This is a genomic window from Nitratidesulfovibrio sp. SRB-5 (assembly GCF_019931275.1).
Classification (GTDB): domain Bacteria; phylum Desulfobacterota; class Desulfovibrionia; order Desulfovibrionales; family Desulfovibrionaceae; genus Cupidesulfovibrio.
Genome location: NZ_JAIOTY010000001.1, coordinates 672,597 through 689,329, shown reverse-complemented (window position 1 = coordinate 689,329; position 16,733 = coordinate 672,597). Strand labels below are relative to the sequence as shown.

Here is a 16,733-nt window from a genome sequence, read left to right as displayed (position 1 = left end):
AACTCCCTTGCGCGGCCCGGTTGCGGCACCATGCCGTCGACGATGGCCGTGCAACCCCATGGTGCCAGAGCCCGCCCGGCGCGTCCACAGGAAGGGCGGAAGGGCTGGGCCGGGGTCTTCCGCCTCCCAGCCCCACAGGCCATTCCCCGATCCGTTAGCCAGCCCGTTCCCCAATCCATTGCATGGACCGGGCAACGCCCTGCGCCACGCCTTCGCGCGTCCATGTCGTCGCGCGTCCATGCCGTCGCGCGTCCCACCGGCAGCCCCGCCGCCCACCCGATGGACTTTCCCCACTGCGCACTATAGGATTCCGGCGCATCGCCCAACAGCGAGAGGTTACATGGCGCAACCAGACCACGCCGCCCCCGGCCAGGGGAGTGTCCCGACTCCTGGGCACATCTCGGCCCACGAGAATGGCCCGAACCGGGGCATCCAAGCGGGTCGCGGGCCGTGGTTCTCGCGTCGTGTTGTCCTGGCCGCCGTGGCCGTGGCGGTCATCGGCATGCTCCTGACGGCTACGCTGACACTGACACGCGAACCCGCCACCGTGCGCATCGGCTTTGTCGGCCAGCTTGAGGGCCTCACCTCCGACCTGGGCGTGCAGGGGCGCAACGGCGCGCAACTGGCCGTCGAGCACCTGAACGCCGCCGGGGGCGTGGCCGGACGCCGCCTTGAACTGGTGGCCGAGCATGATGGCAACACCCCCGAGGAAGCCCGCGCGGCGGTCTCCCGGCTGCTTGCCCGCAAGGTGCAGGCAGGGGTGGGGCACATGACCAGCGGCCAGACCGTGGCCGCCCTGCCCCTGTGGGAAGCCGCCGGGGTGCCGCTGATCTCTCCCACCACCAGCGCTCCCGCGCTGGAAGGCAGGGAGGACGGCTTCTTCCGCGTCATTCCCGCCAACACCACCTGGGCCGAGGCACTGGCCGTGTACGCCCGTTCCACCGGCCTGCGCGAAATGGCCGTTGTGCGCGAGACCGCCAACGCCCCCTTCTCCACCCCCTTCGCCGAGGCCTTCGTGGCCCGGTTCCGCGAACTGGGCGGCACCGTGGCCGCCGACCTGCCGTACGCCGCCGCCGACCGGAAGGAGTTCGCCCAGGCGCTCCGCCACGCCCGGCAGTCCGCCGCCTCCGGCGTGCTGCTGGTGTGCCCGGCGCGCGACGTGGCCATGGCCGCGCAAGGCTTTCACCGCGACGGTTTCTTTCCCGCGCTGTTCAGTTCCTCGTGGGGCTACACCCGCGAACTGTTGCTGGCGGGCGGCAGCGACGTGGAGGGCATCGTCTTTGCCCATGCCTACGCCGCCGACCTCGACGACGACTCCTTCCGCAACTTCCAGGCTGCCTACACGGCGCGCTTCGGCTGGATGCCCAACTTTGCGGCGGCCTTCGGGTACGAAGCGGTGATGGTTCTGGGCGATGCACTGGCCCGTGCCGGAGGCGACCCGTCCAGGCTGCGCGAAACCCTTCCGGAAGTCCGCAACCTTACCGGCGTTCTCGGTCCCATCAGCCTTGACCGGTACGGCGACGTGCACCGCCGCTCGTTCATCCTGACCATCCGCGACGGCGAATTCGCGACACTGCAATGAACCCACCCACCACCACTCCCTGCGGCCAGCCCCGCGCCGACGCCCCGAAACCGCCCGGCCATGCAGGCCATACGGGACACCCCGAACAGGCGCCCGCCTCCGGTCGCGCCACCAGACGCGCCCCGCGCTCGCTGCGCCTTCTGCTGCATACCCGGCTGCTGGTCTGGCTGGTGCTGCTGGGACTGTGCATCCTGGCCTTCGCGGGCACCTTCACCTACCTTGGACGCAAGGCCGACTTCGAACGGCAAAGCGCGTTGCTGACGACCACCCTGGCCCGCTACCTTGAAGAGCACGTGGATAACGCCGCCCTGTCGCTGGCCCGGCTGGCATCGGCCCTGCCCGCCTCGCCCTCGCCAGCCCGCGTGGCCGAGGAACTGGGCCGCCGACGCTCGCTGCGCCAGCACTTCGCGCGCATCATGCTGCTGGACGAAGCGCAACGGGTGGTGTTTTCGCTGCCGGACGGCCCGATAATGGTGGACTTTCCCGTACTGCGCGGCCCGCAGGGCAACGGTATGGACGGACGGGGCTACCGGCTGGGCAGCCCCGCGCCCCTGCCGGACACCGGCGAGGTGGTGGTGTACGTCAGCGAGGCCATCGAAGGGGGCTGGCAACTGGTGGGCGCGCTGCGGCTGAACACGCTGCAAGAGCACGTGCTGGAACTGCTGCCGGGCGACGACAACGCAGTGCTGCTGGCCGACGGCTACGGCAACCTCATCGCCCACCCCGACCTGACCCGTGTGCAGCGCCAGGAAAACATCGGGCACCTGCCCTTCTTCAGGCCCGCTGGCGCGGTGGCGCGCAACGTCGAACCCACCGTGCAGCGCGTGCGCTACGACGATGAAACCTGGTTTGCCTGCACCGCCATGGTGACCGGGCCCGACTGGACCATCATCACCCTGAAGCGCCAGGGGGCCGTGCTGTCCGAGGTGGCTGGCGAGATGGTCATCTTCCTGCTGCTGCTCACGGTGCTGCTGACCGTGTTCGCCGTATCGCTGCTGGCCGAACTGGAGTGGACCATCGCCCGGCCACTGGCCGGATTCTGCCAGTCCATCCGGCTGGTTTCCGGCGGCAGCTACGACCTGCCGCCCTCCGGCGGGGAGCAGCTGGCCGAACTGGCCGACATGGACCGCGAATTCCGCGACATGGCGGCCACGGTGCGCCAGCGCGAGGCCGCGTTGCGCCGCACCCGCGCCTACGTGCAGCAGATGATGGACGCCATGCCCTCGGCCATCATCGCCCTGGACGGGCATGGCCGGGTGGTGCGCATGAACCCGGCGGCCCTGCGCCGTACCGGGCATGCCCTGACCCCGGCGGGCACCCCCCTGTCCGAACTGCTGCCCGATCATGCCGACACCGCCGCGCGGCTGACGGCAGCCATGGCCCGCCGCACCCCGGTGGACCGCGAACGGCTGGTCACCCTGAACGGCGGCCACTACCGCTACGAGGACGTTTCTCTGTACCCCATGGGCAGCGGCATGACCGGCGCACCGGAAGGGGACGGGGGCGTGCTGCGCATCGACGACGTGACCGACCGGGTGCGCATGGAAGAGGTGCTGGTGCAGTCGGAAAAGATGCTGTCCGTGGGCGGGCTGGCGGCGGGCATGGCCCACGAGATCAACAACCCCCTGGGGGCCATCCTGCAAGGGGCGCAGAACATCCAGCGGCGGCTGGCCGACGGCCTGCCCGCCAACGAACAGGCGGCGGAACGCCTGGGCTGCTCGCTGCCGGTAATCCGCGCCTACCTCGCGGAGCGGCGGGTGCTGGAATTTCTGGACAGCATCCGCGAGGCGGGCTGCCGCGCCGCCAACATCATCACCAACATGCTGGAATTCAGCCGCAACAGCGGCGCGCGTCGCACCACGGTGGACCTGCATGCCCTGCTGGACCGCACCCTGGACATTGCCGCCAACGACTATGACCTGAAGAAACGCTACGATTTCCGCAACATCGCCATCGTGCGCGAGTACGAGACGGAACTGCCGCCACTGGTCTGTTCCGAGCAGGAGATAACCCAGGTCGTGCTGAACCTGCTGCGCAACGCGGCCCAGGCCATCGCGGCACGGCCGGAACACATGCGGCCGGAACACATGCGGCCGGAAAGCAGGCGGCCAGAGGGCAGGCCGCCAGACGGGGCACGCCCGGCAGGCGAGGGGGCGGAAGGCGCGGCAGCCTATGCGCCGTCGGCCCCGTCCGGCGAAACCGGATGGGACGAGCCGCGCATCGTGCTGCGCACGCGGCGCGAAGGGGTGTGGATGCGCATCGACGTGCAGGACAACGGCACAGGCATGCCGGAAGACGTGCGGCGGCGGGTGTTCGAACCGTTCTTCACCACCAAGGAGGTGGGCGTGGGCACCGGGCTTGGGCTGTCGGTGTCCTACTTCATCGTCACCCGCAACCACGGGGGCACCTTTGACGTGGCCTCGGAGCCGGGCCGGGGCACCACCTTCACCCTGCGTCTGCCGCTGCCCGGCAGCGACCAAGCGCCCGAAGTGCCGCGCGATCATCCCGGCTGCCCGGTGTAGCGACCCGCGCCCGGCATGATTCGTTCGAATGCGCGGCATGATTGGGCCCGATGCGTGGCCCGCGTCCGCCTGTGCCCGAAAGCGTGATCGGAACCGTGCTGGCCCCGGCTGACAGAAACTTGCGGCGGCCTGCCCCATGTTCACGGACGGACGGGCAACGCGGCCCTGCATGCGCCCCTGCACGCGCCCCTGAACGCGCCTCCGGATGACCCGGCCTACCCGCGCAGGAAGGACACCACGCTCCACCCCGCCAGCAACAGCAGCAGCGCGCCGGTAAGCCGCACCAGATGCAGGCCGTGCCGCTCGTAGAAGCGGCGCATGGGCGCGGTGTCCAGAAAGCGCACGAAGATGGTCCAGCCCACCAGCGCCTCCAGCACGATGACCGCGCCGTAGGCCACCCGCTCGCCCGTGGGCGTGCCGGGGGCCACGAACTGCGTGAACACCGAAAGGATGAACAGCGTCACCTTGGGGTTCAGCAGGTTGCAGAACAGCCCGTCGCGAAAGCCCTCGCGCAGGGTGGGCGGCGCTGCTCCCTCGCCCCCTTCGTCGGCCCGCGCCCGCAGGGCCTTCCACCCCACCCAGGCCAGATAGCCCGCACCGGCCAACTGCACAGCCTGAAACGCGCGGGGGCTGCCCTGCAACAGGCCGGTGCCCAGCACCGCCCAGGTGACGTGAAAGGTAAGCCCCAGACAAATGCCCAGCACGCAGGCATAGGCCGCGCGCGTGGGACCGCCCGCGCCGTGGCGCACCAGCAGCATCATGTCCGGGCCGGGACTCATGCGGCCCACCATGCACAGGCCGAACAGGGCAACGAGATTGTACAGCATGACGGGGAAGGGAGGGGGTTAGGGAAGTAGACGCGGGTCGGGAGAAACACGAAACCGTTCTGGGCCAAAAGGCATACGTCTACCTAGTGCAACGCCCAGCATCGAAGGTGCCTTTCTTCCTTATACTCCGCGCCGGTCTTTTCGGCGCGGATGGCTGGTGCGGACACGATGCAAGGAATTACGAATTTTTGTGGCCGGGCAAGGCGGCGCGTGATTTTCACGCGGAACGTACTGGCGTACGTGAGCAGGGAAAATCGCGCGCCAACGCCGCCCGGCCCAAAAAGACGGATTCCGCTGGCAGCGTGTGCGCGCTACCGCGAGCAAAGCGACATCAGGCCCGTCTAGAATCCCTGTTCCAGCGGCGGCCAAACCAGCCACGGCCCATCGGGAATGCCCGGCGCCGCCTTGCCGTCGGACCTCGACAGCACCCGCACCACCCGGCCCTCCACGCGCAACCGACCCTCGGCCAGCCACTGCAAGGCTTGCGGGTAGACGCGATGCTCCATGGCGTGAATCCGCGCCTTCAGATCATCCAGCGGCTCGCCCGGATGCACCGGCACCGCAGCCTGCACGATGACCGAACCATGGTCCATCTGCTCGTCCACGAAATGCACCGTGCACCCGGCCAGCGTCACCCCGTACGCCTGCGCATCCGCCGCGCCGCGCAAACCCGGAAAGCTGGGCAGCAGCGCGGGGTGAATGTTCACCACCCGCCCCGCGAACGCCGCCAGAAACCCCGGCGTGAGCAGCCGCATGTACCCGGCCAGCGCCACGGCATCCGCCCCATGGGCGCGGATGGCCGCCACCATGGCCGCATCAAAGGCTTCCCGGTCCGGATAATCCGCCGGAGAAAGGGCCACGTGGGCAACACCCGCCGCGCGGGCGCGCTCCAGCGCGCGGGCCTCTGGCTTGTTGCACAGCACAAGGCACACCCGGGCATCCAGCGCGCCGCTGGCGATGCGGTCGAGAATGGCTTGCAGGTTCGACCCGTTGCCGGAGGCCAGCACGGCCAGTTGCAGCGTCATGAGACTCCCTGAACACGGAGGGATCGAGGGTTATCGGGGCGCGGGCGGAGGGGCACGCCCGCACGGGCAGCTACCCTTCCGTCATGGCAACGGCATCCCCGGCGCGCAGCACGCCGCCGCGCAGCACTTTTGCGAACACCCCTTCGGTGGGCATGATGCAGAAGCCCACGGTCTTGTGGATGTTGCACTTGGAATGGCAGGTCTTGCCGATCTGGGTGATTTCCAGAAGGATGTCCGGCCCGGCGGTGAGCCGGTCGCCCACCTTGCAGCGGGTCAGGGGCAGCCCTTCCACCAGGATGTTTTCCGCAAAGTCGCCCGCCGCCAGTTCCGGCATGCGCGGGCGCATGATGTCCACGCTTTCCACGGCCAGCAGGCTGACCTGCCTGCCGCTGCCCGCGTGGACGTCTTCTTCCACGCCATAGTCCTCGCGCAGGGTGATGGCGTCCACCACCCGCTTGCGCTCGCCTTTCCGCTCGCTGATACAGACGGCTCGCACGATGCCCATGAGGTGTCCCTCCCTTGAATGTCCGTAAGGATGCCGCGCCCGGCACGGGGCCGGGCGGGATTGCGGACCGGATCACTCCGGTCACGCATTCCTCACAACACGGGACGTTTCACCTGTCAAATACCGTCGCACTGGCGCACGGTCCTGCACCGGAACCATCAGAAAACCCGGGCTGAACCAACATCAGGAAGATCGGCGCAGGACCGGCATGCGATCAAATCCGGCACCGGGCGGCATCCGCAGGGGACGCCACCCGCGCCGGACGTCGTCTACAGTTCGGGCAGGCGCGCAACCAGTTCGTCAACCAGCGCGGGGATGGTGAAATCCTCGGGCTGGATGTGGCAGGTCAGGCCGTAGCCTTCCAGCGTCTTGCGGGTGACGGGGCCGATGCAGGCCAGCTTCACCTCGGGATGGGCCTTCACCATGTCCACGGGCACCAGCGAGAAGAAGTTGTCCACCGTGGACGACGAACCGAAGGTGACGCAATGGATGCGCCCTTCCTGCATTCGGGCCAGCACGTCGTCCTTGCGGGCGGTGCTGGGCACGGTTTCGTACACCGGCAGCACGTCCACCGCGGCCCCGGCCTTGCGCAGTTCGTCGGGCAGCACCTCGCGCGCCTCGCGGGCGCGGGGCAGCAGCACGCGCTTGCCGCCCATGCCGCGCGCCAGCATGCCTTCCACCACGCCTTCGGCCACGTACTTTTCGGGGATGAAGTCCGGTTCTATGCCCTTTGTCCGCAGCACGTCGGCGGTGGCGGGGCCGATGGCGGCCACCTTGCGCCCGGCCAGCGCGCGCGAATCCTGCCCGCACGCGGCAAGGCGGTTCCAGAAGTGCTTCACGCCGTTGACCGAGGTGAACACCACCCAGTCATAGCCGGGCAGATCGCGGATGGCCGCGTCCACCGGGGCGTAGTCGGCAAGGGGAATGATCTCGATGGTGGGAAACTGCACCACGTCGGCGCCCAGTTCGCGCAGGGCCTCGGCAAGGCCGCTGGCCTGCTCGCGGGCGCGGGTGACCACCACGCCCTTGCCCAGCAGGGGCTTCTGCTCGAACCAGTTCAGCCGGTCGTGCAGGTTGACCACCCCGCCCACCACGATGAGCGAGGGATTGGTGAAGCCATGCTTCGGCCCTTCTGTCGGCAGGGTGGCGATGGTGGCCACAAGGCTGCGGTGGCGGGCGGTGGTGCCCCAATGGACGAGCGCAGCCGGGGTTTCAGCGGGCATGCCCGCCTCGATGAGCTTGCGCGAGATTTCGGGCAGGTTCTTCATGCCCATGAAGAAGACCAGGGTGCTGGCGCTTTCGGCCAGGGCCTTCCAGTTGTGCACCGAGCCGGGCTTGGTGGGGTCTTCATGCCCGGTGATGAACGACACGGACGAGGAGTAGGAGCGGTGCGTCAGCGGAATGCCCGCGTAGGCGGGACCGGCCACGGCGCTGGTGACGCCGGGCACTTCCTCGAAGGGAACGCCCGCATCCAGAAGTTCTTCGGCCTCTTCGCCGCCGCGCCCGAACATGTACGGGTCGCCGCCTTTCAGGCGGGCCACGGTCTTGCCTTCCTTGGCCTTGTCCACGATCAGGCGGTTGATGCCGTCCTGCGTCAGGGTGTGGTCGCCACCCTTCTTGCCCACGTAGATGATTTCCGCGCCGGGCTTGGCGTAGGCGAGGAACGCGTCGTTGGCGAGATAGTCGTAGACGATGACGTCCGCCGATTCGAGGATGCGCTTGCCCTTGAGCGTGAGCAGACCGGGGTCGCCGGGCCCCGCGCCGATGAGATAGACCTTCATCCTTCCTCCGGTATGTGTCGCGCCGTTCGTGGGCGCGCAAAATATCCTTGCGGTATCCCAGCTAAAAACCACAACTTCCCGAGCGAAGCAGTACCCCGGCCACGGCCACGGCCAAGGCAGGACAGTACAGGTCAGTACAGGGCAGGGGCGAAACAGCCCACTCGCCCGACCACGCATGAGAGTGCGTGCATGCCCGCTTTTTCGACCGCCGCAGCCTACAGGTAGCGGGGCGTTTCGGCAAGGGCGCGCAGGAAGGCGTCGCGCCCCGCCGCGCGGATGTGGTCGTTGCTGGCGCGCCACTTCTGCTCCAGCCGAGGCGGCAGGCCGGTGTCGGCGCAGGGGTAGTCCGCGCAGTCGGCACAGAAGTCCAGCCCGCGCGCGGCGGCGCACCCGGCCACCTTGCAGGTGGGCAGGCAGGTGCGGCGCTCCGTCTTGCAGCCGGGGCACGTCCCCTCCGCCAGCGCATCCAGCACGCGGGCAAAGGCCGGGTATTCGGCCAGGGCCGGGTTCATGGCCGCAAGCCGCTCGGCGAACGGGCCGAAGCCGGGGCCGAGAATGTCGCGGATGATCTTGGCATGGGCGGCCACCTGCCCTTCGCTACAGTTCACGCAGCGCGAACAGTCCAGCCCGCAGGGGGCCACCAGATGCAGGGGGGCGGTGTCGGTCATGGGGGCCTCGAACGTTCTTCGCAGGGGGATGGAGGTGGCGCGCACGAAAACCGGGCAAAACTTGGGGGGCAGGCATTACCGCACCATCACGGAACGCGCATGCCCGGTATGGCGGATTCATGCCGGGGTGACAAGCCGCGCCGCCGCCCGTGCGAGACACGCAAAACGCCGCGCCGGTTGCCCGGCGCGGCGTTGTCAGGTACCAGCAACCATACCCAGCGCGTCTCCCCCAATTGAAGGTTTTTGGAGGGAAGGGGTGGGGGTTCGAGGGCGGGGAAGGGAACCTTTTGCGCGTTGCGGTCGCCATCCGTAAGGTTCGCGCTTCGCACTCACCTAACGGCTGCCGCAAAAGGTATCACCTTCCCCGCCCCCGTTTCATACTTTTCCCGAACTAGCCAATGGCCTCGCGGAACCGCTGCTGCAACGCCTCCAGCTTGGCCTTGGCATCGGCCAGTTCACCGGCGCGGGCGCGCTCCTTGGCCACCACCTCGGCGGGGGCCTTGTCCACGAAGCTCTCGTTGGCCAGCTTCTTGTTTACCTGCACCAGATCCTTTTCGATCTTGCCCAGTTCCTTGTCCAGGCGGGCAAGTTCCGCCTCGAAGTCCACGGCGCCGGTCAGCGGCACGATGACCTCGTTGCCGGACACCACGTTGCTGGCCGATGCCCTGGGCGCCTCGATGGCGGGGCCGAACTCGGCGTTTTCCAGCCGGGCCAGCACCAGCAGCATCTGGCGGTTTTCCTCCAGCACCTGCCGGTCGTGCTCGTTGGCCGTGCGCACCAGCGCGGTCAGGCGCAGCGAAGGCGCGATGTTCAGTTCCGCCCGGATGGTGCGCACCGCGCCAATGACCCCCTGGACCAGTTCCATGCGTGCGGCATCCTCTGCCCGGACGCAGCCGGGGCGCGCGGCGGGGAAGGGCTGCACGGCAAGGTCGGTGCCCGCGTTGCCGGGCAGGGCCGCCCAGATTTCGCAGGTGATGAACGGCATGATGGGGTGCAGCAGGGTAAGCGTTTCGCGCAGTACGGTAAGCAGCACGTGCTGCGCCGCGGCCTTGCGTTCGCCGCCAGCCTGCATGTCGGGCTTGATGAGTTCCAGGTACCAGTCGCAGAACTCGTTCCAGATGAACCGGTACATCCCCTGCGCCGCATCGTTGAAGCGGTAGCCCGTGATGGCGGCGTCGGTGGATTCCTTCATCTCTTCCAGCCGGTGGAGAATCCAGCGGTGGTGCAGCCCCTGCACGGTGTCCAGGTCCACCGGGGCGGGCGCTTCGTCGTCGGGCAGGTTCATCAGCGCGAAGCGCGCTGCGTTCCACAGCTTGTTGACGAAGTGGCGGTAGCCCTCGATGCGCTCTTCGCTCAGCTTGATGTCGCGCCCCATGGCCGCGAAGGCCGCCAGGGTGAAGCGCAGCGAGTCGGTGCCGTACTTGTCGATCATTTCCAGCGGGTCGATGACGTTGCCCGTGGACTTGGACATCTTGCGGCCTTCGGCGTCGCGCACCAGGGCGTGGATGTACACATGGCGGAACGGCACCTCGTCCATGAAGTGCAGCCCCATCATCATCATGCGGGCCACCCAGAAGAACAGGATGTCGAAGCCGGTGACCAGCACCGAGGTGGGGTAGAAGGTCTTCAGTTCGCGCGTGTCGTCGGGCCATCCCATGGTAGAGAACGGCCACAGCGCGGACGAGAACCACGTGTCCAGCACATCCTCGTCCTGCGCCAGGTTGGCGGAACCGCAGGAACAGCGTTCCGGCGCGTCCACGGACACGATGAGCTTGCCGCAGTCGCCGCAGGTCCACGCGGGAATGCGGTGGCCCCACCATATCTGGCGGCTGATGCACCAGTCGCGGATGTTGTCCAGCCAGTTGTAGTAGGTCTTTTCCCAGTTGTCGGGAAATATCTGCGTGGCGGCGGGCACGGCGGCGCGGGCGCGCGGGGCCATCTTGCTGGCCGCCACGAACCACTGGGTGGACACGTGCGGCTCGATGACCGACTTGCAGCGGTAGCAATGGCCCACGCTGTGGTCCAGTTCCTCTTCCTTCACCAGCACGCCCTGGGCGGCAAGGTCGGCCACCACGCGCTTGCGGCATTCTTCCTTGGTCAGGCCCGCGTAGATGCCGGCGTGCTCGTTCATCACGCCGTTCTCGTCGATGACCTGAAGGAATTCCAGCTTGTGGCGGTGCCCCAGCTCCCAGTCGTTGTGGTCGTGCGAGGGGGTGACCTTCAGCGCGCCGGTGCCGAATTCACGGTCCACGTAGTTGTCTGCGATGACCGGAATCTCGCGGTCCGTCAGGGGCAGCTTCACCATCTTGCCGATGAAGGCGGTGTAGCGCTCGTCTTCGGGGTGCACGCACACGGCGGTGTCGCCGAACATGGTCTCCGGACGGGTGGTGGCGATGACCAGTTCGCCGCTGCCGTCGGCCAGCGGGTAGCGCAGCTGCCACAGGTGGTCCTTGCGCGGCAGGTGATCCACTTCGTCGTCGGCCAGGGCGGTGTGGCAGCGGTTGCACCAGTTGATGATGTAATCGCCCTTGTAGATCAGGCCGTCGTCGTACAGCTTCACGAACACCTGGCGAACGGCGCGCGAAAGGCCCTCGTCCATGGTGAAGCGCTCGCGCGTCCAGTCCACCGAGGCGCCCATGGCGCGGATCTGGTTCAGGATGCGGGTGCCGTATTCCTCACGCCATTCCCATACCCGCTCGATGAACTTCTCGCGGCCCAGGTCGTGGCGGCCCTTGCCTTCCTTGGCCAGCCCGCGCTCCACCACGTTCTGGGTGGCGATGCCCGCGTGGTCGGTGCCCGGCACCCACAGCACCTTCTTGCCCTTCTGGCGGGCATGGCGGCACAGGATGTCCTGGATGGTCAGGTTGAGGGCGTGGCCCATGTGCAGGGCCCCGGTGACGTTGGGCGGCGGTATGACGATGGAGAATGGTTCGCCGGGGGCGTCCAGGTCGGGGGTGAAGGTCTTGTTCCCCTCCCAGTGGGCACGCCAGCGGGATTCTACGTCCCGAGGCTCGTAGCCCTTGGGCAGCGCGTTGTCCGACATGTTGTAATCTCCGGAAAAGATGATGTAGGGTGCCGCACCGGCGGGCGATGCGCGCGGCGGCGGCCTGCGACGGCCACCCGCTGCGGGCAGCGCAACGAACGCCCGGACACGGGCGAAACGCCGCGCCGGGCATGCCGCGCGGACGTTTCGTCATGACGGCAAGGCCCGGCGATGCCCCCGGTAAAACGGCTTCCCCACCCTAATGAGCGGCAGAGAGATGTCAACCCTTCACATACTTTGGGACGAATCCCACGTCTGGGGGCTGCTGGCCTGGCGTGCGGTTGAGAGCATGGGCCTGCCGTACCGGCTGGTGCGGGCGCAAGAGATAGCCGACGGCCTGCTTTCCCGCAATCCCCCCGCCCTGCTGCTGGTGCCCGGCGGCACCGCGCGCCTCAAGGCCGACGCCCTGGGCGAGGCGGGCATGCAGGCCGTGCGCGACTACGTGGCCGGGGGCGGACGCTACCTTGGCTTCTGCGGCGGCGCGGGCCTTGGCCTTACCGGTGAACACGGCCTTGGGCTGTGCCCGTGGTCGCGCGCGTCGTTCACCGACCGCATGCAGCACTTCGTGTCCGGCCACGTGCACGCCACGGTCAGCGCCGGGCACCCCCTGACCCCAGCCGCCCTGCCGCCGGAACCGGCCCTGCCGGTGTGGTGGCCGGGCCGCTTTGCCCCGGAAGACGGCCACGACGTGGAAATACTGGCCCGCTACACCGAGCCGGGCAGCGATTTCTGGGTGGCCGACCTGCCGCTGGACACCCTGCCCCCCGGCACCTTCGCCGAGTGGGAAGACCTGTACGGCATCCGCCTGCGGCCCACCTTTCTGGTCGGGCAGCCGTGCATCCTGCACGGCAGGTACGGCACGGGCAGCTACACCCTCAGCTACACCCACCTCGAAACGCCGGAATCGCCCCAGGCCAACCTGTGGCTGGCGCATCTGGTGCAGCGCCTGACCGACGCCCCCCCCGCTTCCGGCGTTCCCGGCGTTTCCGGTGGCCTGCGCGCCGCAACCCCGCTGGTGCCCGCATGGGAACTGGACGCCCTGCCCGCCCGCTGGCACGACGACGGCCTGTTGCGCGCCCGCGCGCTGTTCGACGACATCGTGACCATCGGCATCAACCACTGCCTGTTCTTTCGCCGCAATTCGTGGCTCATCGGCTGGCGCGCGGGCATACCCGGCGCCAACCTGAACAACCTGCACGCGGCGGTGTGCACCGCCGTGTCCACCCCGCCCACGCCCGCCGCAGAGGACTACTGGCACGGGCGCAAGGCGGACTTCCTGGCCCGGCTGGCCCTGTTCCACAAGGGCGTCACCGGCTACCTGCTGGCCGAACGGCTGGCCATGACCCTGTCCAAGACCTTTCCGGAAACCGTCTCGCGCCAGAGCCTGAAGGAACAGCGCGCCGCCCTGTTCGGCCCGCCCATGGCCAGCGGCGGCCTGTACGCGGAACTGCTGGACGTGCTGGACCGGCTGGTGTTCCTGCAACTGCACGGGTAGTCCGGCATACGGATTACTATACATGACCATCCCACCCCCAAGGAGAACGCCATGCGCACGAGCCTTGCTGTTCTGTTACTGTCGCTTCTCATGACCGGCGGAGCATTCGCCCAGGACACCGGGACCATCAGGATATCCAGCACCATCGGCCCGGTGGACGCAGGCATCATTCCCTTGCTTGCCGATACCTTCGGGCAACGCACAGGCATCAAGGCGACCTATGAAAAGGCGGGCACGGGCGAAACCCTGAAAAAGGCCCGCACGGGCGACTTCGACATGGTCATCGTGCATGCCCGCAAGCTTGAGGACAAGTTCATCGCCGACGGCTTTGGCGTGGACCGCCGCGACGTGATGTACAACGACTTCGTGATCCTGGGCCCCAAGGAGGATCCGGCGGGCATACGGGGAATGAAGGACGCCACGGAAGCCTTCAGGCGATTGGCAACCCGCAAGGCCATGGTGGTCACCCGTGGCGACAATTCGGGCACCCACGTGAAGGAAATGGAAGTCTGGTCCGCGGCAGGCATCGAGCCCGGAGGGGACTGGTACGTGGTCTACCCCGACGGCGCCAAGGGCAACAAGGCCACCACGCAGTTCGCCGACGAAAAGAACGCATACGTGCTCATGGACCGCGCCACCTGGTTGACCCTCAAGGACAGCTCCCGTCTGGCGGTGCTGGTGGAGAAGGATCCGCTGCTGCTCAACTATATCGCCCTCATCCGGGTCAATCCCGAAAAATTCCCGCAGGTCAACACTGCCGGGGCCTTGCAGCTGGCCGACTGGCTTACGGGCGAAGAAGCGCAGGGCATCATCAAGACCTTTGGGGTGGAGAAATACGGCGAACCGCTGTTCTTTCCCAACGCTACCCCCCGTTAAGCGCAACCGCCCCCTTCCGGGAGGGCTCATCGCCTTCCCGGAAGGGACGCCCCTACCGACGCGGTTGTAGCCTGCCTGCATGCATTCGGTTGCAGGATGTGCCAGCTGCAACCTCCCGATGGGCCACCCAGATGCAAATGGTGCGGGCCATCTTTCCTCGTCCGTGCCCGCCAGTGCAGCCCGGTGAACCGGACGTTACCCGACTTCGACATGGGGGCTGCGCAGTGCAGCATAGGGAATCCCCCCACACTCTTGTGTGTGCGTCCAACCGACTGCCATTGCAGTTCATTTTTCCGGACTGGCGGCATGCCCCCCGCGCCCGCGCGGCCACCTTCGCCAAATACAGCGCGCACCCGCCTTCACGATGCAGTACCCGCCCCGCCACAAGACGGCATGGACCCGTATGGACCGGCACAAAGGTGGGCATTCCACCACCTTGTCCAAAGCCGGAAATCGCGTATAGCCGTACACCATGGATCGACCCGCAACCGGAGAAACCACCGCGCCCCGGCCAGCCACCGGTGCCGTCTGGCTATTCTCCGCCCTTTCCGCCTACTGCGCCGCCACCTGGCTGGACGCCAACGTCTTTGCCCTGGGCGTGCACAACCTGACCCCGCTGCGTCTTGGGGCCGGGGTGGCCATGGTGGTGTGCCTGCGCAGCGGCTGGCAGTCCATGCCGCTCATCGCGGTCCTTTCCCTGGCCGTGGCCCTGCTTTCCGGGCCAGCGCGCCACGCGGCACTGCCCCTGTCCTGCGTGCTGTCCGCCGCCGTGTCCGACGCCCTTGCCGGGGGCATGGCCGCCATGCTCCTGCAACGCGTGTTCGCCGCGCCACCTGCCAGCGTGCCCGACCTGTTCCGCGCAGTGGGCAGGGTCTGCCTGCCCGCCGCCGTCTCCGGCGCCGGGGTCATCGTCCTGCAACAGGCTACGGAAGGATACGTGCCGTGGGACCAGGCAGAATACCTGTTCGCCACGCTGGTCATGGCGGTATGCCTGGGGCTGCTGCTGGTCTACCCGTTGTACCGGGCCTGCGCCGCATACCGCCACCTTACCGGCAGGGAATGCCGCTGGCTGGGGGGCGTGCTGGGCGGCAACCTGGTGTTTCTTCTGCTGTCCTTCAACGGGTATGGCGGGTGCATCTACTTCATCATGCCCCTGCTGGTGCTGCTGGCCTACAATGCCCGCCTGCACGGGCTGATGCTGGCCCTGGCCCCTTCCATGATGGCCGTGGCCTACGGCGCCACCATGGGCTTCGGTCCCTTCCAGATGCCCACCACGGGCGAGGCGGCCTTTCTGCTGGCCACATTCCTGTGCAGCACCACCATAGTCACCCTGGGAGTGGCCCTGCACAACCGCCAGTTGCTGAACGCCGACAGCAACCGCGAAATGTGGGAACAGAAGGCCATGCGCGACCCGCTGACCGGGCTGTTCAACAGAAGTCGTCTGGATTGCGCCCTGGAAGCGGAACTGCGCCGAGCCCAGCGTTCGGAGGACGTGCTGTCGCTGCTGATGGTCGATGTGGACAACTTCAAGTCCTACAACGACATCCACGGCCATCTGGCGGGTGACACCTGCCTGCGGGCCGTGGCGCACACCCTGCGCACGGTGGTCCACCGCGCGCCCGACATGGTGGCCCGCTACGGCGGCGAGGAATTCGCCTGCGTGCTGCCCGGCACGGCGGAAGCGGGGGCGGCACAGATGGCCGAACGCATTCGTTGCGCCGTGGCCGAACTGTGCATCGTCCACCCGGGCAACACCCCGGCGGGCCACGTTACCGTCAGCGTGGGCGTGACCACGGTGCGCGGCGGGCGCAACGCCACCCCGGACCAGGCAATCGACATGGCCGACCGGGCCTTGTACCGGGCCAAGTCCAAGGGGCGGAACACGGTGGCCACGGCACAGGACATCCTGCCCCCGCAGGCCTGCCCGCACGCCGATCTGCTGCGGCTTGCCTGGAGCCGTTCGTACGAATGCGGCGAGGCACGCATCGACGCCCAGCACCGCCAACTGTTCGAGATGGTCAACCGGCTGTTGGCCGCCTTTCTGGACAACGCCCCCCGCGCGGCCTGCCTGGCCATCATCCACGAACTGCTCACCGCCCTTGCCGAGCATTTCCGCGACGAGGAAGCCGTGCTGCGCAGCCGGGGCTACCCCGACGCCGAGCACCACGCGGAACTGCACGCCACCCTGCTGGAAGCGGCGGGCGACCTGGCCGCTCGCTACGAGCACGCCAACCTTCCCCTCGACACGGCGCTGCGGGTCATCTCCCACGAGGTGGTGGCGCGCCACATGCTGGACGACGACACCAAGTTCCACCCATACGTGCAGGGCACGTCCGGACAGCGTTCCGCCGGGCGGCATCTCTCCTGACCGGCGGGGACACAGCCACCATATCGGCCCGCCGCCCGGCG

At 67.9% G+C, this 16,733-nt stretch carries 11 protein-coding genes; 5 read left to right on the top strand and 6 right to left on the bottom strand.

Annotated features, from left to right (window positions below):
- Nucleotides 1-340: 340 nt before the first annotated feature.
- Both K6142_RS02640 and K6142_RS02635 read left to right on the top strand, forming a co-directional pair.
- The gene (locus tag K6142_RS02640; RefSeq protein ID WP_190244031.1) at nt 341-1,582 is read left to right on the top strand and encodes an ABC transporter substrate-binding protein; all 1,242 of its coding nucleotides are present in this window, start codon (nt 341-343) and stop codon (nt 1,580-1,582) included.
- A complete protein-coding gene (locus K6142_RS02635; protein ID WP_190244032.1) occupies nt 1,579-4,104 on the top strand; it encodes a PAS domain-containing sensor histidine kinase in 2,526 nt (841 codons plus the stop codon). Before K6142_RS02640 ends, K6142_RS02635 begins: the two co-directional genes overlap by 4 nt.
- Nucleotides 4,105-4,319: 215 nt before the next feature.
- Here K6142_RS02635 and K6142_RS02630 read toward each other — a convergent pair whose 3' ends face one another.
- The 6 genes from K6142_RS02630 to K6142_RS02605 form a co-directional block, all read right to left on the bottom strand.
- Nucleotides 4,320-4,931 (bottom strand): LysE family translocator, encoded by a 612-nt coding sequence (locus tag K6142_RS02630; RefSeq protein ID WP_190244033.1) that lies wholly within the window; start codon nt 4,929-4,931, stop codon nt 4,320-4,322.
- Between the two features lie 341 nt (nt 4,932-5,272).
- Entirely contained in the window at nt 5,273-5,956 is a 684-nt protein-coding gene (purN, locus tag K6142_RS02625) for a phosphoribosylglycinamide formyltransferase (protein ID WP_190244034.1), read from the bottom strand.
- Between the two features lie 70 nt (nt 5,957-6,026).
- Entirely contained in the window at nt 6,027-6,461 is a 435-nt protein-coding gene (locus K6142_RS02620) for an MOSC domain-containing protein (protein WP_190244035.1), read from the bottom strand.
- A gap of 269 nt (nt 6,462-6,730) precedes the next feature.
- Nucleotides 6,731-8,242: a uroporphyrinogen-III C-methyltransferase gene (cobA, locus tag K6142_RS02615; protein WP_190244036.1), complete on the bottom strand. Its 1,512-nt coding sequence runs from the start codon at nt 8,240-8,242 to the stop codon at nt 6,731-6,733.
- Nucleotides 8,243-8,457: 215 nt separating this feature from the next.
- Complete coding sequence (locus tag K6142_RS02610) at nt 8,458-8,910, bottom strand: DUF3795 domain-containing protein (RefSeq protein WP_190244037.1); 453 nt, start codon at nt 8,908-8,910, stop codon at nt 8,458-8,460.
- A 391-nt stretch (nt 8,911-9,301) separates the two neighbouring features.
- A complete protein-coding gene (locus tag K6142_RS02605; RefSeq protein ID WP_190244038.1) occupies nt 9,302-11,953 on the bottom strand; it encodes a valine--tRNA ligase in 2,652 nt (883 codons plus the stop codon).
- Between the two features lie 217 nt (nt 11,954-12,170).
- Here K6142_RS02605 and K6142_RS02600 point away from each other — a divergent pair, with 217 nt between their 5' ends.
- The 3 genes from K6142_RS02600 to K6142_RS02590 all read left to right on the top strand — a co-directional run bounded on the left by K6142_RS02600 (nt 12,171) and on the right by K6142_RS02590 (nt 16,692).
- A complete protein-coding gene (locus K6142_RS02600; RefSeq protein ID WP_190244039.1) occupies nt 12,171-13,448 on the top strand; it encodes a BPL-N domain-containing protein in 1,278 nt (425 codons plus the stop codon).
- A gap of 51 nt (nt 13,449-13,499) precedes the next feature.
- Nucleotides 13,500-14,324, top strand: a complete 825-nt coding sequence (locus tag K6142_RS02595; RefSeq protein WP_190244040.1) for a substrate-binding domain-containing protein — start codon at nt 13,500-13,502, stop codon at nt 14,322-14,324.
- 472 nt (nt 14,325-14,796) lie between these two features.
- Complete coding sequence (locus K6142_RS02590) at nt 14,797-16,692, top strand: diguanylate cyclase (RefSeq protein ID WP_190244041.1); 1,896 nt, start codon at nt 14,797-14,799, stop codon at nt 16,690-16,692.
- The last annotated feature ends 41 nt before the right edge of the window (nt 16,693-16,733 follow it).